20 protein-coding genes are annotated in these 25,693 nt (G+C 56.5%); 12 read left to right on the forward strand and 8 right to left on the reverse strand.

The features are described from left to right. Nucleotides 1-214: 214 nt before the first annotated feature. Together Pla52nx_RS23080 and Pla52nx_RS23085 are read right to left on the reverse strand one after the other, a co-directional pair. A complete protein-coding gene (locus Pla52nx_RS23080) occupies nucleotides 215-2,605 on the reverse strand; it encodes a CehA/McbA family metallohydrolase (protein WP_197455081.1) in 2,391 nt (796 codons plus the stop codon). 62 nt (nucleotides 2,606-2,667) lie between these two features. Further along, nucleotides 2,668-3,375, reverse strand: a complete 708-nt coding sequence (locus Pla52nx_RS23085) for a hypothetical protein (protein ID WP_146523299.1) — start codon at nucleotides 3,373-3,375, stop codon at nucleotides 2,668-2,670. 834 nt (nucleotides 3,376-4,209) lie between these two features. Between Pla52nx_RS23085 and Pla52nx_RS23090 the strand changes: the two genes are divergently transcribed. The 3 genes from Pla52nx_RS23090 to Pla52nx_RS23100 are packed head-to-tail and all read left to right on the forward strand — an operon-like array spanning nucleotide 4,210 to nucleotide 7,940. Next, nucleotides 4,210-4,983 carry a methionine-R-sulfoxide reductase gene (locus Pla52nx_RS23090; protein ID WP_231742762.1) on the forward strand — a complete coding sequence of 258 codons (774 nt, stop codon included), beginning with the start codon at nucleotides 4,210-4,212 and terminating at the stop codon, nucleotides 4,981-4,983. Between the two features lie 45 nt (nucleotides 4,984-5,028). Further along, nucleotides 5,029-7,545, forward strand: coding sequence for a dockerin type I domain-containing protein (locus Pla52nx_RS23095; protein WP_146523298.1), 2,517 nt, complete (start codon nucleotides 5,029-5,031; stop codon nucleotides 7,543-7,545). A gap of 47 nt (nucleotides 7,546-7,592) precedes the next feature. Then, a complete protein-coding gene (locus Pla52nx_RS23100) occupies nucleotides 7,593-7,940 on the forward strand; it encodes a translation initiation factor (protein ID WP_146523297.1) in 348 nt (115 codons plus the stop codon). Nucleotides 7,941-7,954: 14 nt separating this feature from the next. Here the strand turns inward: Pla52nx_RS23100 and Pla52nx_RS23105 are convergent, their stop codons facing one another. The 3 genes from Pla52nx_RS23105 to Pla52nx_RS23115 are packed head-to-tail and all read right to left on the reverse strand — an operon-like array spanning nucleotide 7,955 to nucleotide 10,771. Continuing rightward, complete coding sequence (locus Pla52nx_RS23105) at nucleotides 7,955-8,398, reverse strand: hypothetical protein (RefSeq protein ID WP_146523296.1); 444 nt, start codon at nucleotides 8,396-8,398, stop codon at nucleotides 7,955-7,957. Nucleotides 8,399-8,441: 43 nt separating this feature from the next. Continuing rightward, nucleotides 8,442-9,236: a 4'-phosphopantetheinyl transferase family protein gene (locus tag Pla52nx_RS23110; RefSeq protein WP_146523295.1), complete on the reverse strand. Its 795-nt coding sequence runs from the start codon at nucleotides 9,234-9,236 to the stop codon at nucleotides 8,442-8,444. Then, nucleotides 9,233-10,771, reverse strand: coding sequence for a bifunctional folylpolyglutamate synthase/dihydrofolate synthase (locus Pla52nx_RS23115; RefSeq protein WP_146523294.1), 1,539 nt, complete (start codon nucleotides 10,769-10,771; stop codon nucleotides 9,233-9,235). The genes Pla52nx_RS23110 and Pla52nx_RS23115 overlap by 4 nt, the downstream gene beginning before the upstream one ends. 460 nt (nucleotides 10,772-11,231) lie before the next feature. Between Pla52nx_RS23115 and Pla52nx_RS23120 the strand changes: the two genes are divergently transcribed. Genes Pla52nx_RS23120 through Pla52nx_RS23135 form a run of 4 tightly spaced genes read left to right on the forward strand, consistent with a single transcriptional unit; the run spans nucleotide 11,232 to nucleotide 16,601 of the window. Continuing rightward, entirely contained in the window at nucleotides 11,232-12,239 is a 1,008-nt protein-coding gene (locus Pla52nx_RS23120; protein WP_146523293.1) for an ABC transporter ATP-binding protein, read from the forward strand. Further along, a complete protein-coding gene (locus tag Pla52nx_RS23125; protein ID WP_146523292.1) occupies nucleotides 12,239-14,191 on the forward strand; it encodes an ABC transporter permease in 1,953 nt (650 codons plus the stop codon). Before Pla52nx_RS23120 ends, Pla52nx_RS23125 begins: the two co-directional genes overlap by 1 nt. Further along, complete coding sequence (locus Pla52nx_RS23130) at nucleotides 14,188-16,143, forward strand: IRE (iron responsive element) (protein WP_231742760.1); 1,956 nt, start codon at nucleotides 14,188-14,190, stop codon at nucleotides 16,141-16,143. The genes Pla52nx_RS23125 and Pla52nx_RS23130 overlap by 4 nt, the downstream gene beginning before the upstream one ends. 47 nt (nucleotides 16,144-16,190) lie before the next feature. Then, entirely contained in the window at nucleotides 16,191-16,601 is a 411-nt protein-coding gene (locus tag Pla52nx_RS23135) for a hypothetical protein (protein ID WP_146523291.1), read from the forward strand. Nucleotides 16,602-17,109: 508 nt separating this feature from the next. Here the strand turns inward: Pla52nx_RS23135 and Pla52nx_RS23140 are convergent. The 3 genes from Pla52nx_RS23140 to Pla52nx_RS33010 form a co-directional block, all read right to left on the reverse strand. Then, entirely contained in the window at nucleotides 17,110-18,561 is a 1,452-nt protein-coding gene (locus Pla52nx_RS23140) for an IS1380 family transposase (RefSeq protein WP_342190172.1), read from the reverse strand. A 283-nt stretch (nucleotides 18,562-18,844) separates the two neighbouring features. Beyond that, nucleotides 18,845-19,327 (reverse strand): YaiI/YqxD family protein, encoded by a 483-nt coding sequence (locus tag Pla52nx_RS23145; RefSeq protein WP_146523273.1) that lies wholly within the window; start codon nucleotides 19,325-19,327, stop codon nucleotides 18,845-18,847. A 42-nt stretch (nucleotides 19,328-19,369) separates the two neighbouring features. Then, on the reverse strand, nucleotides 19,370-20,935 hold the full coding sequence (locus tag Pla52nx_RS33010) for a trypsin-like peptidase domain-containing protein (RefSeq protein WP_390620420.1): 1,566 nt from the start codon (nucleotides 20,933-20,935) through the stop codon (nucleotides 19,370-19,372). A gap of 42 nt (nucleotides 20,936-20,977) precedes the next feature. On the opposite strand from Pla52nx_RS33010, the gene Pla52nx_RS23150 reads away from it, so the two are divergent. From Pla52nx_RS23150 to Pla52nx_RS23170, 5 genes are all read left to right on the forward strand, one after another. Continuing rightward, complete coding sequence (locus Pla52nx_RS23150; protein ID WP_197455077.1) at nucleotides 20,978-21,160, forward strand: hypothetical protein; 183 nt, start codon at nucleotides 20,978-20,980, stop codon at nucleotides 21,158-21,160. Nucleotides 21,161-21,724: 564 nt separating this feature from the next. Next, nucleotides 21,725-23,011: a M48 family metalloprotease gene (locus Pla52nx_RS23155; protein ID WP_146523275.1), complete on the forward strand. Its 1,287-nt coding sequence runs from the start codon at nucleotides 21,725-21,727 to the stop codon at nucleotides 23,009-23,011. A 318-nt stretch (nucleotides 23,012-23,329) separates the two neighbouring features. After that, nucleotides 23,330-23,830 (forward strand): hypothetical protein, encoded by a 501-nt coding sequence (locus tag Pla52nx_RS23160; RefSeq protein WP_390620419.1) that lies wholly within the window; start codon nucleotides 23,330-23,332, stop codon nucleotides 23,828-23,830. A gap of 167 nt (nucleotides 23,831-23,997) precedes the next feature. Further along, nucleotides 23,998-24,384 carry a hypothetical protein gene (locus Pla52nx_RS23165; RefSeq protein WP_146523276.1) on the forward strand — a complete coding sequence of 129 codons (387 nt, stop codon included), beginning with the start codon at nucleotides 23,998-24,000 and terminating at the stop codon, nucleotides 24,382-24,384. Nucleotides 24,385-24,544: 160 nt separating this feature from the next. After that, nucleotides 24,545-25,276: a hypothetical protein gene (locus Pla52nx_RS23170; RefSeq protein WP_146523277.1), complete on the forward strand. Its 732-nt coding sequence runs from the start codon at nucleotides 24,545-24,547 to the stop codon at nucleotides 25,274-25,276. The last annotated feature ends 417 nt before the right edge of the window (nucleotides 25,277-25,693 follow it).

The following is a 25,693-nucleotide window of genomic DNA, read 5'->3' on the forward strand; positions in this document are numbered from 1 at the left end:
GCGATGCCCCGGCAGGCGGATTGAAGGCACAGATCGCCTTGATCCACCAGCCTACCAAATCTGGGGCGTTTTGTGATGGGCTGATTTTGGCAAAGAATTGGCCTCGTCGCTCACAGATTGCCCAGGCGCGGATTATTCATGCGGATGATTGATTTTAGCGCAAACAGATTCTTGACAATGAGTTGTGACATCGTCGGGTTATGAATCATCCGGGCTAGTTTACAGTTTCTGACAAAATCTGTTGATACAGCTTTTCTGCCCGATCATAGGCAGCCTTGGCATCGTCGCGTTCGGAATCGCGAATCATCGGTTGCTTGGACTGCCAGCAGGTCTTCACAGCGTCGATGCACCACTGGGCACTGCTGCGACTGGCGCGAATGGGTTTGTCACCGACGTGCACAAAAATGGGATTGGTGTGAACCGACGGCAAGATCCGAACGGCGACCCAAGACGACTGGGTGATCTCCACCGGGATTTCCATCGATTGCAAGTCACCATCGGCGACCAAGGCTTTCGTGGCCACGACGTTGCCGTTGACGATGACCTGCACTGGTACTGTGCGCGTGTCACCGATCCGGCATCGCTCGATATGCCAATAGGGCTTCTCGTCCAAACGCAGCTTGGCGATTCGGTTGGTTTGGTCGGTGGGCGTTTCTTGCAAAAGTGCAGCGGCGTCGAATCGAACCGTCACGGTCTTGGGCTCGAGTAGATCCAAACGGCTTGCAGGCGCATCCGCCGTCTGCTTTTGTCCGACACCGAAATCATCTACGGAGAAATCGATGATGTGGCTCAATCCGTCACCGCAATAGCTGCGTCCATCGCAAAGTCCCGCGATCCAGTTTTCATAGTTGAGCGGTTGGTCCTCGGGTAACTGAACGTACACGCGTCCCAGCCCCACGCGATCGCCGTAGATGCATGGAAAATCGGTCTCACCGCTGATGCGACTGGTCATCCCACAGTTGAGCGTGTGATACCAGATATTCAGTTCCCAGATCGCGGGCGTATCGACCGCCGAAATGAAATCACAAACGCCTTCTGTTGTGGCGACGATGTACTCGTTCGCTCCGATCCCGTCAAACTTTGGCATCGCCAGATCGGGCAACTCATTGGCCGCCGTGCCCGCCCAATCATTGGGAGCGCCGCCCCACGGTCGGTCCACCCAGTGTCTGGAACCGTCCGGCATGCGATCGGGCAGTGCCAGTCCCCAACCGCTGTGACTGTAGCCCACGACACCGCCCTGCTGTTTGCCCCAACGCAGAACCGGCAGTGTCCAACTGGGCCATTGCTCGATGACCTTGGTCCCCGGATAGTCGTCTTCGGACAAGTTCAGCAGACACAGGTGCCCGGCATGAGAACTAGGGAAGCCGCTGACCTCGACGTCGTATCGCATCAGATGGCGATCGGTCGACAGCTCGGACGTCTGACCGTTAAAAAATTCTTTCTGTGTGTACCAGCACGGTCCCCAACTGAGAACACAGCCGACGTTCACGTCTTCGCCGAGCAAGTGTCGCATCATGTCTGCCGGGCCGACACCCTCGGTGGGGCTGTCGTAATGAGCGCATCCGGCGGCGTGCACATGATGGTCACCAGAGAACCAATTACGTTTGGCAACATGAATCCAGCGTTCCAGTTGGAACACTTCCTCGTGCCGGGCTTCTTCTGGCACGACAATCCTTCGTTGCAACACGCGATACTCGGGACCGCGTGTCACCGAAACATCGTAGGATCCCGGCGGCAGCCAAAGGTGTTCGCCGTCACTACGGTAGACTTGCTGATGAAAAAAGAAATCTGGTGCCAAACGCCGCGACGGGTTGGGATACACGCGACCTTGTTCATCACGAACGACAAAGGATGCGGTGGTGGGGCGTCCGTCAATATCCTTGACCCGCAGGATCACTTGAGTGGCAGGCAGGCAATCGAACAAGATCGCCGCGGCTGAGCGAAACCCGATGTCCTGGGTTCCTTGCCCGATATGAAACGAAAGACTGGCTTCGCGTTTTCCCGCGTCTCGGCTGTTGAGCAAGACGACGCGATACTCCAACTCCAAACCACTGAGTCGGGGTTTCATCGGTGGACGATTGAGCAGAGAAACATCCAGCCAGCGATCGTCCACTTCGCGTGGCTCCACCAAACGTTCGTCGCTGCCGGGACGCTGCCGGGCACCCTTGCCCTTCAAATAGACCGGCGCAGCATTGGGGCTTTCCACGACAAGCTCTGGATTGATCCCCGCTTGGTTGTGGATCTTGACCAAGAACGCCCGCCAGTCCTGCTGCATCAACTGCTTCTCGACGGGGCCCTCGGCCACTTTCACTCGACTCTCGGCGTTGATCGTGATCTCGGCCAAACAAAGCGGATCGAGTGCTCGTTGGATTGCGATCACCGCGTCCACGTCCCGCTCCATCTGGCCGGCTGTCCGAATGGACTCCACCACATTGGCGGGCAACGGTGAACCCGAAAACTGCATCGTTTCGATCAAACGATTCGTTGCGGCGAGCAACGGCTGCTTGGCCACTGTGGTGACCAGTTCCAGATGATCTGCGTGACCCTGACGCGTAGAAACGGCGCACATCACGACGGCGACGAGCAGTGCAATGGTTCGGTTCATGGCTTTGTCCTGAGCTACTTTGTCCTGAGCTACTTTGTCCTGAGCTACTACTTGGTCCTGAGCTACTTTCCGAACGTACTTTGAATCAGCACAAGCATCTTGCCTTCGTTGTCGGTCGGATCCAGATCGTACATTCGCAGGAACAATTGACCGGACTTGTCGGCGGTGAACTCGGTGTTGTTCTCGACCACGAATGGTTTCTCCTTTTCCAAATCGCCCGGTGATGTCGCGATCACGCCGATCAAGGTTCCAAACTTGATTCGACCATCGCGTGGGCGGGCTTCCTCGGGCACGACGACGCCTTCGGGACCGGTCTGCAAAACAACCTTCCAAACCCCTTTGACTTCCACGTGTACCGGCATGCCTTGCTGCAACGTTGCTCCGGAGTCCTGCCATCCCTGATCGGCGAGTACCTCCGTCAGCTTTCGGTCCTTCATCAGTTGCGACCGCAGAATGCGTTCCAAGCCGAGTTCGGCCGGCTGATACTTGGGCACCAATCGGACCATCGCCTCGTAGACTTCGCGGGCACGCTCAAGCTCTTTCTTGCGTTCGTACTCGCCGGCGAGCTTCTCCGCTTTGGTAATGAACTCCTTGTGAAGTGATAGCAATTGTGGGTCGGCCGGCAATTGAGGCTGATTCTCTGCCACCGTTTTCATTTGTTGCTGAATTCGCTTTTGCATCTCCTGTTGCTGTCGCTGCAATCGTTTCTCGATGGTGTTCTGAGCCTCGGCGGTGGACGGGAGCAGAGCCCACGCAGTCCAAAGAAGCACGGCGAATGACAAGGATGGAAGAGTTGATGGTTTGCTGGTCACGACGAGGTCCGCAGGTTCGGAGGGGATTGAAGCGGGCGGGGATTGCAGTGGGCGGGGATTGAAGTGCTGCTGCCCGAGCAGCATCAAGCCTTTGACGGGCACGCAATAGTTTATTCGAATCACTGATCATCGAGCTCGGTCGCCAAAGCTCACCAAGTGGGAACGGTGTCGTTCCCCATGATGTCTCAAAATGATTCGCAGAAATCGCACATTTTTGGAAAACTGGCGGTTAATCGTCAAACTGGAGTCGGTATCCTGTGCCAATCCACCGCAGTGATGACTTCATCACCGAGTGAAGGGTCGACGCCTGTGGAAGGATGAGGGGCGAAAATCCCCCTGCATCTACATCGAGGAGCTTGGTTGCGACGGTAATTGCTCAACTATGTGCGATGACGGGCGATCGGAAACGCGGTCGATCAAACGTCCAGAGGGGCAGTGGACTAGTAGATTGATCTGTTTCCGACGCTCAGAACTGTAGAACGGAGCCGATGGATAGCTGCGGGGATGACATTTTGCTCCTGCAGGAAATTCTGATACGCTGATTTCTAAGATCAGAGTGGCTCGTCAGGCGTTGATTGTATGGCAAGCTGTTCAGCACATCGGTGACTTGACTGTAGCAGATTGACCGTAACAGATTGACTGCAGCGAAGGCATGCACTTTGACGCGACATCACCCGCACCTCCGTGTACCAGGGTGTGCTACACGAGCTGGTTGTTAGCGGATTTGCATTGGCTGTTTATTACTTCCTCACACTCCTTGGTGGCAGACACTTGGCAACAAACTATCTTTCCATGGACTCCATGAGAATCAGCGTCGTGAGTGTCTCTCGGTCCACTCGCTCCTCTGTATCGATGCTCGGTCTGCTGGTGATCGCGTTGAGTATCGGGTGCGACGAGACATCCACTCAGGTCATTGACGCACAGGATCCGACACAGGCATCAGCAACCGAGGCATCAGCAACCGAAACCGCAGCGTCCCAGACGCACGAGTCGAATTCGATCGCGGCCCCCACAACGGGAGCCGCGGCCTCGGATCTCGAAACCACAGACAGCACACCGCAGGCGGAAACCAACATCAAAGATCCGATCATGAGTGAAAAACAAGACGCCATCCAAGAATCGGGCGGCGAAGGAATCACCGATACCGGCGCAGGTCAATCAAGAGTGGTTGGCGAGTACAACATCCTGAATCCTGATGAGGCCTACGTGATTCTGAGGAAAGGTACCGAGCCGAGATCTCTGGGCGGGTACACGATGACCAAGGATCCGGGGACGTACATTTGCCGACAATGTAATGCACAATTGTACCGGTCAGACGATAAGTTCGAGAGCCATTGTGGATGGCCGAGTTTTGATGATGAGATCAAAGGAGCCGTCAAACGTGTGCCTGATGCCGATGGCGAACGCACCGAGATCGTTTGCGCGAATTGCAAGGGGCACCTCGGGCATGTTTTCGAAGGCGAGCGGATGACCGAGAAAAACACGCGTCACTGCGTCAATTCGATCTCGATGAAATTCGTTCCCAAAGGTGAGCCGCTACCTGATAAGATCGTCCAGAAAGACTAAGATCGGGGCTTGTAATTTCACCCTTCTTCGCCACGGGTGCATCGCATGCCTCGACTGAGTCCATTCCTTGCTCGCACCATATCGAACGTTCCCCAGCGTCATCGGCGAAGACGACTAGGGATCGAGAGTCTGGAAAATCGCCGGTTGCTCGTCGGCGAAGGTGCGACGTTCACATTGCCCACTCAGGTGATCGAACCGGTCGGGCTTGCGGGAGATTTTGCCGCAGAGATCGACTGGGGAGACGGCACCACGACCACCGTCGACGTGGCGGATTTCAGCGGACGGACCGATGTTCGAATCCGGTTCGACTACAGCCTCGACACGAGTAACTACTTCAACGCGACTCGACGTGCCATTCTGCAGGATGTCGCCGATTCGATCACTCAGTATTTCAGTGATCAGCTCTCGGCCATCACGCCGTCAGGGTCCAACACTTGGAATCCCCAGGTGTGCCACCCTTCATCGGGTTCGCCCAGTCAATTGTGCTCATCTTTTGTCAGCGTCGCCAATCGAGTGTCGAGTGTTGCCGCAGGTGAGATCATTATTTTTGCCGGTGCTCGTGACTTGGCTGGCTCGACCCGAGCCGTCGCCGGCCCCGGTGCATTCTCCTACTCGGGCTCGGCGGCTTGGGAAGCGACGTTGCTGGGGCGAGGGCAGGCAGGTGCGACGACCAACCCGCGAACCGACTTTGCGACCTGGGGCGGCTCCTTGACGGTCGACAACAACGGAACGGACTGGTATTTCGGTCGGGACGCCAATGGAATCCAAAGCGGCCAAACGGACTTTGCCACCATCATGGCACACGAACTGTTGCACGTTTTTGGGTTCGGTTTCGAGCCCACCGATCGCACTTCATCGTGGGAACGGTTGACGTCCGGCACGAGATTCGTCGGAACCCAGGCCACCGCCGCGTATCCCCTGGCGGGCAATCCGCCTCTGCAAGCCGTGGGTGCGACGCGCCAGCACTGGGACGCGTCGTTGGAGAACGCGGGCATCCTGACGTTGATGCGATCGAATTTGAAGAACGGCGAACGCCAACTGATGACGCGACTCGATCTGGCCGCGTTGGACGACATCGGCTGGCAAGTCACTTATCCTGCGGTCTCTCGCATCAACGCCAGCCACGTCTATCCCGACAACGGGACGTACGATGTCAATGTGTATTTCCGAGGCAGCGAAGCTGGACAAATCAATCGCTCTGTCACCGCCGACATCACCAATGTCGCGCCGACCCTGACCGCACCAGCAAACCAGTTCGTGGTGGTCGGACAACGCCTGAGCCTACCCGCCGATGCATTCACCATCAGCGATCCAGGGTTTCGAAACAATTCCGCCTCACCGGCGACGAACGAAACATTCACGTATTCCATCGACTGGGGCGACCTTTCGACCCCGACCACCGGCTCTGCGACCCAAACCCAAGCCGGCTCGGCCACGTTGCCAACGCTGGCGAGATTCAGCGGTTCGCACACCTACACGGCGACGGGAAACTACACGGTCAGTGCAACCGTCATGGATGACGATGGCGGGACGGTGACGAAAACATTTCGCGTCACCGCAGGTCCGCCACCGGAGCTTTCACTCAACCTGTCGGCCTCCAACATCTCCGAGGACGCCGGCGGTGCGGCCACATCGCTGACGATCAGTCGCAGCGGATCGATCACCGATGACTTGGTCGTCACACTGATGTCGTCCGATACATCCGAAGCCACCATCGCTACGTCGGTGACCATTCCCGCCAATCAAAGTTCTGTCAGCGTTCCCGTGGCTGCGGTCGACGACACCCTGCTCGACGGAGCCGTCATCGTGACGCTCAGTGCGACGGCACCCGGACTGACCCGTCAAGACATTGCACTGACGGTCCAAGACGCCGAGTCACTGATCATCACGCCACTGCGGTTCAGCCTCCGCGAAAACGCCGCCCCCGAAATCGTTGCCAGGGTGGCTCGATCCAATACGGATCGCAGCCAGCCATTGCAGATCAACGTGTCTAGCAGTGACCCCACGCAAGCCACGGTGGAGGTGCAAGGCATCGATGCCAATCAAGCCGATGCGGCGGTGCGACTGACACCAATCAATGACAGCGCTGCGGAAAACCTCCGCACCCTGACCTACACCTTCGACGCGGCCGGATACACTGGCGCCACCTTTGTGATCGAGTTCTTGGACGACGAGCGACCCTATTTCCAAAACCAAGTCGATCGGTTCGATGTGGACACATTGGGCACCGTGACCGCGTTGGATGCCCTCTTGGTCGTCAACGAATTAGGTCGATTCAGCGGGCCGTCCAACTTGCCTCCGTTCGGCAGCCCCTTTGCCAGCGCCCAACGCGGCCCGTACCGATACGACGTCAACGGTGATTACTTGGTCACCGCGCTGGATGCTCTGCAGGTGATCAACGAAATCGCACGCCGTCGCGCCGAGGCATCACGCAGCAATGAAGGAATCGCTGCAACCCCGATTGCAAGTCCTACTGTGACCAGCAAGCTGGACGAGACAAGTAAACTGGACGAAGAAGCCCAGTGGCTGCAATGGTTGGCGGCTGATCCAGGTCGGTTTTGATGTTTCTCTCTGTGGTCTCTCGGCCCGTTTACTCTCACACAATATCCATGTCGCGTCTCTTTGCAGGAACACCGTTCGATATCCCGCCGACCTGTGATCGGTGCGAAAAACTGGAATCCGAATGCCAGTGTGAACCGATCGAGCCGGCGAAAGAGTACGCCGATCCATCCAAGCAATCCGCTCGGGTGCGTGTGGATCAACGAAAGCACAAACGCAAGGTCACCGTGGTGGCCGGGTTATCGCCGGAGAAATCTGACCTGGCCGATCTGTTGTCCAAGCTCAAGTCGGCGTGCGGAGCGGGCGGAACCATCGTCGAGGATCAGTTGGAGTTACAAGGCGACCACTTGCAACGCGTCAAAGACGAAATGCTCAAAATCGGCTACCGCGTACGCTAGGTGCGACCGATCGCTCAGCGAGATTCCAGCCGGCCGACCTTTTGCTTCAACACGTCGACTTCTTCGGCCAGACGTATCACGATCTGCTGCAGTTCTTCATTGGACAACGGTTCGCGTTTGCGGGGCAAAACACCTTCTTTGGCCGGCTCGTTTGCCCAGTCCCTCAGTTGCACTCGAATTTCGGCGATCTGGCGTTGAACATCGGGCAACGACGGATGCTTGCTGCCCATACGGGACTCCGAATCTCGCAGCATTCTCAATCTTGCTGCCAATTGCATTCCTTTATCGGTCAGCAAGGCGGCTCTGGGGATGTCCGCATCAAGGTCAGCGTCGAGGCCGGCTGAGCCTCGGCCCGATGGCACCGGGCCGAATCCCGAGCGATCTTGCGCCCAGGCAAAAGCGGTTAGCAGGCAGCCGGTCATGATGACGCCGGCAAGGCTGAAACGTTTGAGATTCATTCTCGGTCTCCATGATGGGGTGGAAATGTTTTGGGCAGGTCTGTCAGCTTATCGTGACCATGTCATCAAAGCAGCGCAGACTGACGTCCAAGTTGGCGGGAGGCACCTGCATGGCAACGGCAATCGCCCCAACATAACCGGGACGTGGCGAAACGGAAAAGAATTGCCAGTAATGGGGCGAGCGTAACGCCGGGCTGAGCATCTCGATGACCGGTCGACCCGAATCGATTTCACGGAAAGCGAAATCGGCCAGCGGTGTCTGCAGACCAGTCCCGATCGCCTTGATGAAAGATTCCTTGAGCGTCCAGACTTTCAAGAATGCCTCGCGTTGCTCCTCGGTCGGCTTGCTGCGAACATAGCGAACTTCGGGCTCCGAAAAATACCGTTCGGCCAACTCGGTGCTTGTCCGTCGCGAAAGCCGCTCGACATCGACGCCAACCAGATCGATCGGGGCATTGCCCAATCCGCAAACCACCAGCCCATCCGTGTGCGCGATGTTGAAAGGTTGTTTGGCGGCATCGGGGGCGACCACGTATGGCTTTCCATTGGTGCCTTGATCGAATTCGATCTGCTCAGGGGCAACGTTCACGTCACCGAGCAACCTCCGGGCCATGCCTCGTCCCACGACGTGTTGGTTGCGGTTGGTCAAGCGACGAAACTGATTGGCGCGTTCGATCTCCGACGGTGCCAGCCACTGCGCACAGCATTGCTCGATCGCCCCCGGGGCCTGCGTCGAAGTGGTGGCATGGTACAGGTGGACCACGCATCGGTCGGCAGGATCGACGGTGTGCTGGACATTGTCTTGATCGGCATTGTCTTGATCGGCGTCAGAGATCACGGCGAGTCTCCCACGCGTTGTTGTAGCCAAGGCCTCAGCTCGCCGGCCAAAAAGAAGGAACCACAGATCACGATCATGGATGGGGCTGCCGGACGTGGTTTCATCGTTTCTTTGCACGCGGTCAACGCGTCCTCGACGACCGTGACTTGACCGGCGAAGTTTTCGGGGACATACGCTCGCAGCTCGCCGGCGGGTGTGAACCGAGGGTTGCCGCAAAACTGAGTGAGAACGACCTCGTCTGCAATCTCGGCAATCCGCCGCAGCATCGGCTCGGCGGATTTGTCACGGCTGGTGCCGAAAACAAAGGCAATCCGCCGTTGGCCGCGCCGTTGCGAAATGCATCGACACAACGCATCGACGGAGTCTTCGTTGTGAGCCGCATCGAGAATCACGAGCGTCCCGTCGCCGAGGACAAACGGCTCCACTCTGGCCGAGCAGTCTACCGCGGCAATTCCGCGGGCAATGGATTCGTCGGTCACACGCCAAGGCAAGTCGACACCGGCGGGATGCAACGTCGAATCCGCCAGAATACTCGCCACCGCGATGGCGAGTGCCCCGTTGTTTGCCTGATGAATCCCCTCCAGCGGCAGCTCGCACTGCAATCGTCGCGGCATCGGATCGGTACTGCCATGGAAAGTCAGTCGGCTGCCCCAAGTCTTGCAGGGCTGATGGTCGATTGTAAAGTCGACGTTGCGTTGAAAGGTCGGCACGCCCACGACAGCGGCTCGGGCGCCGATCACGTCCGCTGATTCTTTGGCCGTCACCCCGCTGACCAAAGGGACTCCGTGCTTGATGATGCCGGCTTTCTCTGCAGCGATCTCGCCGATCGTATTTCCCAAAACGTATTGATGATCCAGTCCGATGGACGTGATCGCGGTCACGCTGCTGGCGCAAACATTGGTGCTGTCCAGTCGTCCGCCCAGCCCAGTCTCGATCACCATGGCGTCGCAGTCGGAGGCATCAAAGTGCATGAGCGCCATCGCCGTCGTGATCTCAAAAAACGAGGGCGGCGGATTGCCTGATTCGATCAACGCAGCGACCACGGGTTTGATTCGGTCCACCAAGCCGACCAACTCATCGGCGTGGCAGGGACGACCGTCGATGCGAAAGCGTTCTTCGATTCGATGCAGGTGCGGCGACGTGTACAAGCCTACTTTGGCACCCGACGCGGTCAGGATGCTGGCGATCATGGCCGCCGTGGAGCCTTTGCCCTTGGTTCCCGCGATGTGGATCAGCGGCACCTTGGGAACCGCGCGGGGGCCGCGGCAATAAAGTTCGCCGTCCGAATCGTCGACCGCCTGCTGCATGGCGGATTCACACCGCCACGGCGTAGCCAAATAGTCTCGCAAGCCAAGCCGGTCGAGCAGTTGGGCCGTCCGATGCAGGCGAAAAGGATACCGAGCCGAGCCGCTGGCCAGTCGCTCGTAGTTCAATCGGTCGTACAAATACGACAACGCCTCGAGATACTCCGGCGAATCCGGTTTGGGCTGATCAGGATCGGCGGGCGTGCCCCCCTGCGTGTGGTCAGCAGACACAGTTCGGCTGGGATGGGAGAAATGGGTCACGCGGCGAACTCGCGACTGCGATGGGAGAATTCTCGGAGATCGATGGATTCCACGGCGGCATCTTTGTCCCCTCCCGTTTATTTTCCCCTCATTCGAAATGGCCGCAAGCGTGGTAGCGGCTCAGGAAATGGGAATCCCGCACAGAACCATTGTTTCGAACCATCGTCTCGTACTCTACCTAGTGCATCGTCCAGTCTTGATTTTGGGGTTAGCCGTTTTGGCGTTAGCCACGGTTGTGTCACGAAAACCGTGGCTAACGCCAAAACGGCTCATCTACCGAACCCACGTTCTAAGACTGGACGATGCACTAGTCAGGGAAACGCCACGAAAACTTTGAACCGAAGCCGTTGAGATCGCGTAGCGTAACCATCCCGTGAGGTTTGCTCACACTTTTGCCCTTTTTTGACCTTTTCTACGGAAGCGTCTGTTCGTGGATACTGATGCAACAGCGGTCGCCGAAGCCGGTGACAAGACTTCAAACCAAACCAATGCCAACCTGGGAACCGATTCCGGTGTGGTCATTGAAACCCGTAACCTGAGCAAGATTTATCGCGATTTCTGGGGCCGAAAGAAGGTCCACGCGGTCAAATCGCTGGACATCGAGGTTCGAAAGGGCGAAATCTTTGGTCTGCTGGGCCCCAACGGCTCGGGCAAGTCGACGACGATCAAACTGATCCTGGGGCTGTTGTTCCCCACCAGCGGTCGCGTGCTGGTGTTCGACAAGGACGCCACGGAGACCAAAAAGAACGAGCGGATCGGGTACCTGCCTGAGGAATCGTATCTGTACAAATTCTTGACCGCCGAGGAGACGCTCGATTTTTACGGGCGTCTGTTCGACATGTCCGGTGCGGATCGCAAACGTCGCGTGGATGAATTGATCCAACTGGTCGGATTGCAGGGGGCCCGCCACCGTCAATTGCGTGAATATTCCAAGGGGATGACCCGACGGGTCGGTCTCGCCCAAGCTCTGATCAACGATCCCGATTTGATCATGCTGGACGAACCCACGACCGGCCTGGACCCGATCGGTACCCGAGAAATGAAGGACCTGATCCTCAGCCTGCGAGAACAGGGCAAGACGATTTTGCTGTGCAGCCATCAACTGGCCGACGTCCAGGATGTCTGTGACCGGGTCGCGATCTTGCACCAGGGCGAGCTCAAGGAACTCGGTCGCGTCTCGGACCTGCTGAAGGTCCAAGATGTGACGGAAGTCCACGCCAGTGGCTTGACCGAAGACGCCAAGAAAGAGATCGCCGAAGTCATCGCTCGCCACGGCGGAAATCTGCAATCGATCGACAACCCGACCGCGACCATGGAAGAACTGTTCTTGAACATCGTTCGTGAAAGCGAAGCACGCCCAGGAGCTCGCCGTGTCTCAGCCGATGCGGCGTCCAGCCCCGGTCCCGCTGAATCATCTCAGCAGGGAGATGCAAACTGATGATTCTGCAACCGGATGATTTTTGGAGTTTCTACGAGTGGCTGTTCCGGCCCGGGGCGTTTGTCGAAAGCGCGCTGCTGCAGGGTGCCGTACTGATCGTCTTGGCAATCATGCTGGGGCTGATGGTCGGCTACATCATCGCGGCCGCCCGGTACGGACCAGGCGAAGGCTTCTTTTCGATGGCCCGAGCGATCCGAGACCTGCTGTTCGTTGATTTGCCCGGCACGTCGCCACGTCGGATTTTCGCTTTGGCTCGCTTGGCGTTTAAGGAAGCGATTCGGCGCAAGGTGCTCTTCGTCGTCGGCCTGTTCGTGGTCATCTTGCTGCTGGCAGGCTGGTTCCTCAACACCGAAAGCAACGACCCGGCCCGCCTCTACATCAGCTTTGTCTTGACGGCCACTAACTACCTCGTACTGGCCTTGGCATTGTTCATCAGCGCGTTCTCTCTGCCGCAGGACATTCAAGCTCGTACGATCTACACGATCGTGACCAAGCCCGTCCGCGCGACAGAAATCGTGCTTGGTCGCATGCTCGGATTCATCGGTGTCGGCACCATGATGCTGATCCCGATGGGCTTGCTGAGTTATGTGTTCGTCACACGTGGATTGCGACACGATCACGTCGAAGTGGTCGAGGTCGCCGAAGTCGACGGCGGTCGACTGGAGGGAAAAACGGATTACGTCTCCGCTCACAACCACCGCTTCACCATCGAAGCCGGTGAGACTCAAGGCTTGACCGATTTCAACCGCGGACACCGTCACGTCGTCACGCGTGCTGATGACGGCAAGTTCACGATCGGAGCACCCACCGATGCGCTGCGTGCTCGAGTTCCCTCCTATGGTGCCATCACGTTCTACGATCGATCCGGTCAAGAGAAAGAGGAAGGCATCGACGTCGGAAACGAACGTCTGGCCGGTGGATACCGCAGCCAAGGTATCTCACGCGTGATCGGGATGTCCGGCGGCTCACGTCAAATCCAACACGGTTACATCGAAGGCGGCACGCTCGGCTCGGTTGTTTATAGCTTCGGCAACGTCACTCCTGATCGCTATCCCAACGGCCTGCAAGTCGACATGTCGATTCGTGCCTACCGTTCCTGGAAAGGAGATATCGAAGCCGGTATTCGCGGTTCGCTGGTATTGCGAAACCCCGACACCAAGGCTGAGTCGAATCCGCTCGCCTTCGTGATCAATGAGTATGTCGTCGATGAAAAGCTGTTGCCCCAAGTCTCCGACGGAACCAACGGCAGCGGAGAACCGGCACGGGTGGCCGCGTTCGAACAATGGTTCTCCCCCGAGGACAAAGAGAAAGCAGAAAAGGGCGAATTGAATCTCGCCGAATTGGTCACCCCCGACGGACGCGTCGACTTGGTCCTGCGTTGCCTGGACCGCTCGCAATACATCGGAGTCACCCAAAGCGGAATCTACCTTCGCCCGGCCGAAAGCACCTTTGCGTGGAACTTGGCCAAGGCCTACGGATCGATCTGGCTGCAGATGACCATGATCATCGGCTTTGGCGTCATGTTCAGCACGTTCCTCAGTGGCCCCGTGGCAATGGTCGCCACGACGGTGTGCATCCTGCTGGGATTTTTTGCCGAGGGGATTTACGACACACGCCACTACATGGACTCCAACATCAATCGTGGTGGGGGCCCGGTCGAATCCTTGATCCGTTTGGTCAAGCAAGACGCGATGACGACGGAGCTCGACGTCGAAGGCGCGGCTTATTCTCTCATCAAGGTGACCGATGCGATCATCGTGTATGCGATGGACGCGTTAGCCACCGCCATGCCAAACTTGCCCAAAATGGTGGGCACCGCAGAATACGCTGCGAGCGGTTTTGATATTTTTGGCGCACTGCTCGCGCGTCACGGCGTGGCCACACTGGGCTATGTCATCCTAGCATTCCTTATCAGTTACTTCTTCTTGAAATCGCGTGAGATCGCGGCATGAACCAATCCACTGCTTTCGGTCGCAAGATCCTTTATCTCGTGGTCCTGGTGGCCATGCTGATCCCGTTGTACCTGTTCGGTCAGCCGTCAAACGGCAGCTCCGGATCGGGCGGGCAGTTGGCTACCATGCGAGAAGACTTTAACATCGCGGAGAGCGATCTCGGCGAAATCAGCCCCACCAGCGAAACCATGAAACTGGTCTCCCTGGGGATGCGCGGGGTCGCCGCAACCCAGTTGTGGCAAAAAGCGCACGAGTACCGTGTGCAACACGAATGGGACCGTCTCAAAGCGGCGCTCAACAACATTGCGTTGCTGCAACCTCACTACGACAAAGTCTGGGAGCACCAAGCTCACAACTTGGCCTACAACGTCTCGCCGCAGTTTGACGACTACCGTCAACGCTATGAGATGGTCCGCGAAGGCACCGAGTTCCTGACGCGAGGAGTTCGTCAAAACCTCAAAGCACCCCGGTTGATCTGGTACACCGGCTGGTTCTATGGAAACAAAATGGGCATGTCGGACGAGAAACGTCAGTTTCGTCGCCTGTTTGCCGACGACACCGTGCTCCACGAATCACTCGTCAATCAGAACATCCCCGTTTCCGAAGCTCTCGGGCCACTGGGAAAACCAGACAACTGGCTGGTCGGTCAAAAATGGCTCGAACACGGTTACGACCTAGTGGACTCGGGAACCAAAATCCGTCGACAAACCCCGCTCAACTTTTTTGAAACCGGCCCCAAGTGGGCAATCAAACACGCCGAAGCCATCGAGTCCGAGGGAATCCTCGATACGGAAAACGCTCAGCGTGCTTGGACCAAAGCCAACGAAGACTGGGTGGAATTGGGACGACGCAGCATTGAGACCACCGCTGACTTTACCATCAAACTCGGATCTCTGGACGAGATGCGGGAACAGCGAAAAGTACTGCTGGAAGAAATTCGAGCCGAAGCCGGTGATGTCTACGATCAAATGAAAGCCGAGCTGGTCGACTCCCTGCAACAGGACATGAAACGCGTTTACTTTCAAAAACCAGAAGAACGCAGCCCGGCCGGCAAAGAGCTGATGGAAAACACCATCGAAAAGTATCTCACGCCCAACCTGCAGGAACTCGCCAAACGCGCCAATCCAGAGAATCGACTGAACATCGTGATGAAAATCGCGCAGTTGCAGGACCTGGGCGAGCGGATGAATAAGACCGAAGGCTACCGAAACCAAATCAACTATCCCTACTGGGAAAGCTTGACCCTGGCCGAACAAGAAGAGCGTACGATTCGTGCCCGTCGATTGGTCTATGAAGCAGAAAAGGCAAACGCCGACGCTGAACTGGATCGCGCGATCAAACTCTATGACCAAGCGTTTGAGATTTGGTCTGAAGTCTTTGACGACTATCCCGTCCTGATCCTGGACGACGCCGCGGACGATTTGATGGAATCCGTCCGTCGATACATGATCGCGATCGACTCCCAAGAACTGCCCGAGAATTTCCCGCTGAAACTGCTTGTGGAAATGAAGATGGCTCCGGACGGCGGAACGCCGTCCGCAGAAGCGTACGCAGAAATCCGCGCCGAGCAAAAAGAGAAGACGGCTCAGCGAAAGAAGGAGCTTGAGGAGCAGGAACGCAAGCTCCTGGAGGAAGCCGAGAAGGCAGAATCTGAGAAGGCGAAGGCTGAAAAAATGAAGGCAGAAAAAGCCGAAACCGACACAGCTGAAACCGACACAGCTGAAGAAAAGACTGGCGATGAAAAACCGGCCAAAGAGACAACTGGCGAGCAAAAGCCTGCAAGTGAGCCAGATGCGGCAGAGGCGACCGAAGAAAAAACGGAGCCCGTGAAGCAAGATGATGCATCCGAAGGCGAATCAAAGCCTGAGGAAAAACCTGCTGACGAGCCAGCCGCTGACGAGCCAGCCGCTGAAGAGCCAGCCGCTGAAGTGCCAGCCGAAGCGGGTGAGTAGACCCGATCCATCGCCACCTCGTCGGCGAACAGACCTGCGAATGAAGCATGAATGAGTTTACCGATGCCGAGCTGATCGCGTTTCTCGACGAAGCGTTGTTGCCCGAGCGGGCGTCTGAGTTGGAGTCTCTGCTGCGGAGTGATTCGTCGTTGCGATCCCGATTGATCGAAGTCCGCGGGCGCGAAAACGCCGGTCTTCACACCATCGGTGCGATTTGGAGACGGTCTCGGTTGTCATGCCCCTCACGGGATGAACTGGGACAGTACCTGCTGGGGACTTTGGACGATGAGCCGGCCGAGTACATCGAGTTTCATTTGCACCAAATCGGCTGCCGATACTGCAGCGCCAACCTGGACGACTTGCGAAGCGATCAAGACGCCGCCGCTGCGGCCAGCACCCGACGCCGTCGCTACTTCCAAACCAGCGCCGGATATCTCCAAGGACGCCCCGACGCATGAGCCCGCATTGGGCTAGCCCGGATTATTCATCAGCCGCAGCGCGATAGCGTCCGGTTCCCGAGTATAGGTGCAAGAACCGGACGCTATCGCGTGGCGGCCGATGTGCGCAGACTGTTTTCGTGCCGATCCACGCAAGCCGTTTCACGCAAACGTGTTGCGATGACCGTATTGAGTCGCGTGAATAATCCAGGCTAGTGGTCTGGGACAGCTAGAAGTCAGGGTTTGCCGTAGTGGATCTTACTGCCGGCGCAGCTGGTGGCCCCAGTGAGCCTCAGGCGCTAGCCGTGGGCCTGAGGCTGCCGGCGCAGCTGGTGGCCCCAGTGAGCCTCAGGCGCTAGCCCGGATATTGCATCCATCGGTTATTGACGCGGGGTTGCGAGTTCGATACGTCCGCTTTTGGGAAATGATTTGATTTTGATGGGGGCTTTCGCAGCGCCGCGCAGAAGGCCCCCCTCCCCCAAGCGAATGATTCGCTTCGTGGTTGCGTTTTCCTCGAGGGTTGCCGCCCTTAGTCGCTTCGGCAAAGACGCGCCATGACTTCGTTAAAGAGACTCGCGCTAGGGCAGTGAGTCGGAAGGTGAAAAATCACTCGCCGACAAGTCACGCGTACTCGCGCGGCAATCTTGAACAGACGCAAGCGGATCGTATCCACACGCATCCGAGCATGTGTAGTGCCCTGAAGTGCCAACCGGCGGATTCCGTCGACCAACACATACGCCAACGACGACAGAATCAAACGAAACTGATTGGCCATGAAGTCTGTGCAGCTGGTTCGATCGGCAAACAAACACATCTGTTGTTCCTTGATCCGATTCTCCATTTCACAACGCTGACAATAACGTTCTCGATAGAAATCCTTCGGGTTCCAAGCAACACTGCAGATCGTTCCAGGATCGAGGATTTGTCGAACCTGTTTGCCGTCCACGCGAGGGCGATGATAAGTCGGCTCGACGATCCCTTGGGCACTGGGCAGGTTTGTCACGACGAAACGCGGGTTGGCTCCCTTGTCGCCGTGCTCCGCCTTGCCGAGAACCCAGCGATGACGGTCCCATGTTTCCTGAGTGCGATAACGGAACCACTTGAAAAGCGTTCGCGTGGATTTAAATTTCAAATGCTCAAGTCGAGCACGGGTCATTTCGCAGGCAATATTGCGGATCAAGACGTTGTTCTTGGGCAATCCGAAGACATAGTAGACGTCGTTTTTATCGCACCAACGCATGAGTCTTTCATCAGAATATCCGCCATCGCCACGTAAAATGATTTTCGTCTCCGGCCATCGCGAACGAATCTTTTGAACCAGCAGTTTGGTCACCGCGCGAGCGTGATGGGCTGCGCCAAAACTGCTGGGACGTAGGTAGGCGACGAGCAACTGATAGCCACAGAACACGTACAGCGGCAGAAAACAGTGGCCGTCGTAGAATCCATTGAAGTAGTTTTTGTCTTGATTGCCGTGCGTCGGATCATCTGTGGCATCATAGTCCAAGGTGATTTCTTCGGGCGGTTTCTCGTAGCTGTCCAGAAAGGTGTTTACGATTTCTTCGTGGATAGCCAGCATCGCTTTGCGATCGACACGATTTTCGAAACGTGAATGCGTTGACGGACTGGCCAAAGGAACGTGTTCGTCGCTGTCATAGTCATTCTGTGCAGGCGTGCGTCCGGCAGCGACTTGAAAGGCTGCATCATGCCGCAAGTGGGCGTGATCGTTGCCGTCCTCGTAGCCTGCCGCAATTCCAAAGATACGACTGGTCAGGATCTCGGCCTGCGGATGTGCGGTGTAGATAGGATCGCGTGGATCGGCAATACAAGCGTCGACTCGGCGGATCAGGCCGAGTCGTTGATCGACTTCGCGAAGCAGTAGCAATCCGGCGTCGGACGTGAGCGTTCCGCCATCAAAATCAAACTCGACAGCTTGGCGACGGAGGCGTTTCAGTGCAGCTCGTTTTCGATTACGCTTTGTCATTGCCGAGAGCCTTGGGCTTGGGATGTGTGAAGTGTTGTAACTCCAATGCATACCAGGACTAAGGCTCTTGCGCTATAGGGGGAAACAAATTTTCGGATGCAATATCCGGGCTAGCCGTGAGCCTGAGGCGGATTGTGGTGCCGGCCCACGGCTAGCGCCTGAGGCTCACTTTGATTGCGATGCATGGAACGAAAACATGGACTGAAAAAACAATGTCAACGCCAAACTTTGAGCAGTCCGCGCTAGCGTCCTTGGCTCACGTTGATCAATGGAATCAGCTCGCCTAAGAACGCTTGTGCTCGCGGACCATCTTACTTAGCAAGCGATCAAACGTCGCGGCGAACGCTTTCTTATCGCCATCGCCATAGGGCTTGCTGCCTCCGGTCACCACGCCCGTTCCCCGCAGTGAGTCCATGAAATCCCGCATGGACAACCGCGATGCGATATTGGCTGGGGAATATTCGTCACCACGCGGGTCGATGACGTGAACGCCTTTCTCGACCAGCATTCCCGCCAAAGGAATATCGGCCGTGATGGCCAACTCGCCCGCCAGTGCATGTTTGGCAATGTACCGATCGGCTTCATCGGCCCCTTCGCTGACACGCACCGATTGAACGTTCACCAACCCGGGAGGCGTAGCCAGAGACCGATTGGCCACCAAAATCGTGATGACCCCCAGCCCCTTGACCTCCAGTCGCTTGGACGCCCGAAAAACGATCTCCTTGACCTCCGTCGGAGCAGCGTCCGCATCCACCCAAATCTTCAATTCAATCTCCAGTTTGATCCGACGTTACCAAATAGAACTGTCCTAGAGCCGCCCACCTTTACAATGTGGGCAAGGTTCTATGCCGCGTCCCCGACATGTTGGACAAACTTCTCGCGTCACCGTCGAACCTCGAATCGGGGTCCCGTCTACGGTGGTTCCTAACTGACGACTGGCTCGCCCGGCTACAGCACCTTTGTTACATAGTTTGTTTGGACAATCAAAGAACCCAGTGCCATCACAGGCGACACACCACCCGTCGCGGATGTAGACACTTCCATTCAATCGACTCGAATCAGTCAGTCTACTAAAGACCTGTTGCGACGATGGACCTCGCAAACCCCAGCAAAAGACAGGTATCGTTGCTGATCTCAAGGCAGCATCGCGTTCAGCGGGCGACTTCTGAGGATCAGGATCTAGTATCGAAGCAGTTTGGACATTCTTGTAAAACCAGCGTCGGAGCTCAGACGCACCGAAAAACCATCCTGCAGCGTTCGTTCCTCCCGCTGGTGTGTCAAATGCGATACCGACAACATTATTGTCCTTATCCGTTATCGGAGCGCCTCGGTTTCCTCCCATCACACGTGCCGTAGTCTGCATCACTCGTGAATTACCGAACGAGGATGTGAGCGGGGACAACGAACTTACGCTCGTCGTGGAGTTTCCAACAACGACACCACGTTCCACCTGCAAACCAGAGGTGATCGCGTCTTTCCCTCGACCATAACCAACAATCTGCAAATCAGATCCGCTTACCGGACTTGACTTCGCAATCTCAAGCGGTGAAACATTCAAATTTGGAACAACCAGTGCTGCAAGTTCCGCATCAGAGTGGCCGCTGGCGAGTGGAATGTACACATAGTTTGTGAAATACGCCGTGCTTCCGGAATTGTACGACGCGATCGTAGCTGATGTTGCATATCGTTTTACCCCATGAATCTTAACCGACTCGACCAACTCGCTTCTCCAAGTACTGGCAGATGGATTGGTAACAATCGTTAACAATTTGGGTCCGTTATAGTTGGTCGTTTCAACAACTTGCCTGCTGGTGAGGACCAAACCTGGAGCAACAACAAACCCAGTGCCTTGTGCAAGGAGCATCAAGTCCGAGCGTGGGGAATCAATTCCCGAAATCTTTTGAGCGCCGTTAAACGATTCTGGTAGGTCAAAGTCAAGGGAATAATGGAGACCCTGCATTTCGGTACCGCTCCCTGGTGAATTTGCAGTCGCCAAGGCCCTCAATAGCTTGGTCCGACCGTTCGGCGAAAATACGACAGGTGAAAGTCCGGACGTTGCTTCGTTGAGCAAATGCGCGTTGGATCGCACCACCGCTGGGACTTGAGGACATGACTCGATTGCTTCCACCAATTTCGCCGCCGCAGAATCACCCCGCTTCGACTTGATGAGGCAAACGGCAAGGTTATTGTTGGCTGATGCAAGTGTCATTCGATGGCGTTCTGGATCAATCTCCCTTTGCTTTTCGATACGTTGCACAACCGATTTTAAGATGACACTCGCTCGAACGTGTTCGTTGCTACCGTGACTCAACGCAACTGCTGCCCATAGCCCAGCATAGGGGCTCTCGGGAATCGCGTTGTGCATCTCGATCATCAATCGCTCAACCGTCTTTGGCCGTTCCCCAATGGATCGTAGATGCTCGACTACTTGCTGATACTGCTGCTGGTCCTGTTGATCAAACCACAGCGATTGTGCGTGTTTGCGATCAGCTTCAATCAGTTTGTCGATAGGCACAACAATTGGAGGACGACCAGAAATCTGCAAGCTGACCGAATCTGCGGTCTGAGATACGAGCGTTGCGACGACCGAAGTGCCTGACGTCGATGTCCACTTTCGTGTCTGTGCCGAAACAACGGACGTCAGAAAGACGCAAAATATGGCAAACAACGGTCGAAAACTCATCTCGAATACCCCTTGAAATGCAGTTGATCGCCGAATCAATCGCGATTCGCAATCGAAGGATTGAACTCATCGAACTTGCTGCACTGTACCGACCTAACCGCAAATCATCCAGCAGAGGGGGGCGTTTTAAGGCTATTGGTACAGATGTCACCAGCGACACAACTGCTAGCAGAAAATCAGTTATTTCATGACCATTAGAAAAAAACGGCATACTGTGTTTAGAAGTTGATTTTTGTAATCACACTGCCCGCTTTGCTGAAGATTTGGAAAGAAAGACAGACACAACCTCAGCGTACCGGTAGCGGACGAAAGACTTTCTCCACACCAAGCTATTGAAACTGCAGTCGGTATTGAAAGGATTCGAGACAAAACCATGGCCTTGCGGACAATGCCACAACATAGCCAGATCGCAAAGCGAACCGGTCCTTTCTACGGACCTCGCTCCAATGCGGTCGGAATTCCTCACCTCGTGAACTCCACATGCAGCTCTTTTATTTCTTGCTGGTGATGCTTTCACTCTCATGCGGGTCGCTGCCTCCGTCGGAGCATGAGCTGCTTTGGTCTGCAGGGTTCACGGCTCTGATGGTGCTCGCTTGGTGGACGCTTTGCCATCTCGCTTCGCGGATGGTTTCCCAGCAAGTCAGCAAGAACTCGGTGGACGCGATGGACGGCGCAAGAATCATCGAGGTCCAACTGGGGATGTTTCGCTGGCTCTCGCTTGCGCTCGTCGTTTTGTGCTTGGCCGGCTTTGGACTGGCCAGAAACTTGGCGGAAACCGCCGTCCTTGGCGAGTCGCGTGCTTTGCAGTCGGTCGTGTTGCTGACCCCAGGTTATTTGCTGGTCTTGGGGATCTGGTCGGCGGATTTCTCCTACGGCGTGCGACTGGGGTACGTTACCGGCGGATGGCGAAACCGATTGCGAGACCTCTGGCAAACCTTTCGCAGTACGCTCAGTTGGTTGACCTTTCCGATCTTGGGTGTCTTGGCAGTTGTCGATCTCTGGGAACACACGCCGTGGGGCAAAAGTGATACAGCTGGACCGCTGGCCGAACTGGCGTTCTTTGTCCTGATCATCGCGATCGTGATGTTCGGATTGCCGATCATCATCCGCAGACTCTTTCCGACCATGCCGTTGGACGAGGACACCGGGCGTTGGGCTGGAGCATTGCTGCAGAGTGCTGGCGTGCGTCACGCGAGATCGCTCGTCTGGAATACGGGCGGGCAGTCGCACAATGCGATGGTCGCCGGGTTCATCGGACAATTTCGAACCTTGTTGATCACGGATCGATTGTTGCGAGAACTACCGCGAGATCAGATTGCGATGGTGATCCTGCACGAAGCCGCTCACCTGCGTCGGTACCACATGCCGCTGCGAATCGCCGTCCTGATGCCCGCCTGGGCGATCGGATTGGCCATCACTCATGTCACCGCCGAAAGCACATGGCCTTGGCTGCAAACTTGGTCTGGACTGCTGGGTTCCGTCGCAACCATCGCCGCGACATTGCTGGCCCTGCGTTGGTCCTCTTACCGAGCCGAGTTCGACGCGGATGCCCACGCGTGCCGTCTGTCCGTGGTGGCGTCCGAATCGGTGGAGCACGTTCCAAACACATTGGACTTGGCGGCTGAAACACTGAGCACCGCTTTATTGCGAGTCACAGCCGGCCAGCCAGAATCTCAAGCCGCATCGTGGCTGCACCCCAGCGTCGCGGACCGAGTCACGCGTCTGCGCAACATCGCCGTGCAAACGCCTGCTGCAGCAACCGTATGAAAGTCCGCTCTCGAGACCGCGCAAAAGACCGCCTGTTGGACATCCATTGCGGCACGTCAGCCATCGCTGCGTCGGCACAACCGGTACAGTCGGTCTCCTTCGCCAGCCCGCACAGCTTTCCTAGTAGGAATACTAGCCCTGATCACGAGCCTCTAGCTAACCGGCGTGCTAGCTTTTAGTGGCCCAGCGTTCAACACCATTCAAGTCAGAATCATCCCCAAAGTTTTCGCAGTCGGCAAAGTTTGCCAGCCTGGAGAACGGGAACAGACGCAAGCACGGGGCCGGATGATTCAATAGACATGACCTGGAGTTCATCGCATGCCAAGCTCGAAATCTGCCGAAATGTTGACATCTGACGTGACCACGGAGCAAACCGGATTGGACGATTGCTCGTCAACGACGCAGGAGGCAGCGACTGAAAAAACAGGTTCATTGCCAAGCGACGTGATCACGCTGGATCGTCGTCAAGAAGAACGACGCGGCGGAAATCCTGACGCGACCGACGTGGGTGTGATGAAATCGCCACGACGCAAGAAACAGCGTCGCCGCCACATCGACCCCACGACCTGCGAGCGTGACTACTCGGACCAAGAAGTCGAATTCATGCGGGCGATGGACGATTACAAACGGCAGTCCGGTCGCATGTTCCCAACCTGCAGCGAAGTCTTGGAAGTCGTTCGTGCCCTCGGATACGTCCAACTGGATGACGAACAACGTGACATCCTGGGGCTGGATGACTCGGCCGATGAATTGGATTGCGAAGCCGAAGCCGCTTCGGACGAAGACGAGAGCTGGGAAAACGACGAAATCGAAATTTGATTCGCTCAGATCTCCACCCGCGCAACAGCTGGGCTTGGTGACTCGCGTCTGCAAGACCGGTCATCGGGCCTTGTTGTATTTGGGGGCACCCGTGCAAGACATCGACTTAGCAGGATCGCTATCATGATCTGCTGGTCATCCCTCGCACCCGAACGAAAAGACTCTCCGTGCGTCTGCTGGTTTACCTTTGGTCGCTCCCCAACACGTTGTTGGCCATCACCATTGGCCTGTTGTTGATGGGGCGGTTTCAACTGGTCGATGGCGTTGTTGAGATCCATGGCCGTAGAGTGGCCGCGGTTCTGCGGAGACTGCCTGTTCCCGCATCCGCGATGACACTCGGTCACGCGGTGTTCGGCCAGACACTCGATACGCTACAAATCACTCGCCGGCACGAACGAGTGCACGTCCGACAGTACGAGCGTTGGGGGCCATTCTTTGTTCCCGCTTACGTGCTGATCTCGCTGATCCTGTACGCCCGTGGCAGAGACGGATACCGCGAGAACCCGTTTGAAATCGAAGCCTATGCGGTGGACGATCCGAGTCAGCGCGTTTGACGAAGTCGAATGAAATCAATCGTGGCGGTTCTACCGATTGCCAAAACCTCGATGAAGGGGGACAGACAGTAACGCAAAGGGATTCTCTGATTGCGGCGGCCTACATTTCCATGACGCCCCTCTCGCTTTTCCGAATCAGCCTCCCCAGTGAGACCCTCACGTGAATCACACGCTTGCCACTCGATCTTCGCTTGCTTTCGTCGCCATCCTGATCTGCTGTTGCAGCATCGGTTGTGATTCACTGATCAATCCGCCGGAACCGGTTGTCCAGCGTTTGGACGTTCGTGACGTCTTTCTGCAAGCGAACCTGACGTGTCCGATTCGATTGGATGCGTTTGTAACGTTGGAGGAAGTCAACATGGTGGATGACAACAAGGTGGAATTCTTGTACCTCGTCAACAGAACAGGAACTCCCATCTTTCGAGTGATGGACCCCGAAGTCATGAAGGCGGGGATCCTGAAGCGAGTCCAGGGAGGGCCGATGGCCAAAGCGGTGATTCAATACGATTTGACGATGATCCACACTTACTTCGACGAAGACGGAGATACGATCAGCGAATACACCGTCGATCGATACGATCTGACAGAACTGACCCGTCCAGGCGAAGAAGCCTTACCTGCGCCTGAGACGCCTGAGACGCCTGAGCCCGCCGACGACCTCGATCCACTGTCCGACGAATTCTTTGTCACGCAGGAGCCGGAATCGGACTCCGAAGAAGCGGCATTGGACGCGGACGTTGATGAATCAATCGGCGAAGATTCCATGGACGTGGAGATCGTGGAACCACCAAGCGAACCGGCGCCGCCGGAGTTGCCACAAAAAGTTCCCGCAGCGGATTCGAGTCCAGACAACCCCGCCGCGATTCGCAGCAACCCGTTTTTTCAAGGCTAACAGCCAACAACACGTAGGAGCGTCTCTCCGAGACGCTCACCCCCGCGAGCAAAGCGAGCGGCCCAGATCGTAGGTCATGCTCCGCATGACAGATTACGGTACGTCCATCTTCACGCTCAGCCGCCAGGACCCAAGGAAAACTCCTACGGATTTCCGATGCGGCCGCATTGCGATGAACCTATGGCGTCATGCAGAGCATGACCTACCGGATGAACTGGGCTGTTCAAAACGTTGGTCTTGACATGCAACTTCAATTCGCCGGTGTTGTTCCTCCATTTGGAAGATACGCCTTCGGCGTAGGGAGAAAACTTGCGCATGGCAATCCCCGTACAACCCCAATCTTTTGAACAGCCCGGCACAAGGCCGGTTGGAGTCTGGCGATAAGGTGAAGCTCGACCTTCGTTAAACTTCTTGCTT

Origin of the sequence: Stieleria varia (assembly GCF_038443385.1) — a bacterium.
Taxonomy (GTDB): domain Bacteria; phylum Planctomycetota; class Planctomycetia; order Pirellulales; family Pirellulaceae; genus Stieleria; species Stieleria varia.

Bases quoted from the DNA above. Each gene is read 5' to 3' on its own strand.
- Pla52nx_RS23080 (WP_197455081.1), bottom strand. From the start codon at position 2,605: ATGAACCGAACCATTGCACTGCTCGTCGCCGTCGTGATGTGCGCCGTT.
- Pla52nx_RS23090 (WP_231742762.1), top strand. From the start codon at position 4,210: ATGGACTCCATGAGAATCAGCGTCGTGAGTGTCTCTCGGTCCACTCGC.
- Pla52nx_RS23095 (WP_146523298.1), top strand. From the start codon at position 5,029: ATGCCTCGACTGAGTCCATTCCTTGCTCGCACCATATCGAACGTTCCC.
- Pla52nx_RS23100 (WP_146523297.1), top strand. From the start codon at position 7,593: ATGTCGCGTCTCTTTGCAGGAACACCGTTCGATATCCCGCCGACCTGT.
- Pla52nx_RS23105 (WP_146523296.1), bottom strand. From the start codon at position 8,398: ATGAATCTCAAACGTTTCAGCCTTGCCGGCGTCATCATGACCGGCTGC.
- Pla52nx_RS23125 (WP_146523292.1), top strand. From the start codon at position 12,239: ATGATTCTGCAACCGGATGATTTTTGGAGTTTCTACGAGTGGCTGTTC.
- Pla52nx_RS23130 (WP_231742760.1), top strand. From the start codon at position 14,188: ATGAACCAATCCACTGCTTTCGGTCGCAAGATCCTTTATCTCGTGGTC.
- Pla52nx_RS23135 (WP_146523291.1), top strand. From the start codon at position 16,191: ATGAATGAGTTTACCGATGCCGAGCTGATCGCGTTTCTCGACGAAGCG.
- Pla52nx_RS23140 (WP_342190172.1), bottom strand. From the start codon at position 18,561: ATGACAAAGCGTAATCGAAAACGAGCTGCACTGAAACGCCTCCGTCGC.
- Pla52nx_RS33010 (WP_390620420.1), bottom strand. From the start codon at position 20,935: ATGATCGAGATGCACAACGCGATTCCCGAGAGCCCCTATGCTGGGCTA.
- Pla52nx_RS23150 (WP_197455077.1), top strand. From the start codon at position 20,978: ATGCTCGACTACTTGCTGATACTGCTGCTGGTCCTGTTGATCAAACCA.
- Pla52nx_RS23155 (WP_146523275.1), top strand. From the start codon at position 21,725: ATGCAGCTCTTTTATTTCTTGCTGGTGATGCTTTCACTCTCATGCGGG.
- Pla52nx_RS23160 (WP_390620419.1), top strand. From the start codon at position 23,330: ATGCCAAGCTCGAAATCTGCCGAAATGTTGACATCTGACGTGACCACG.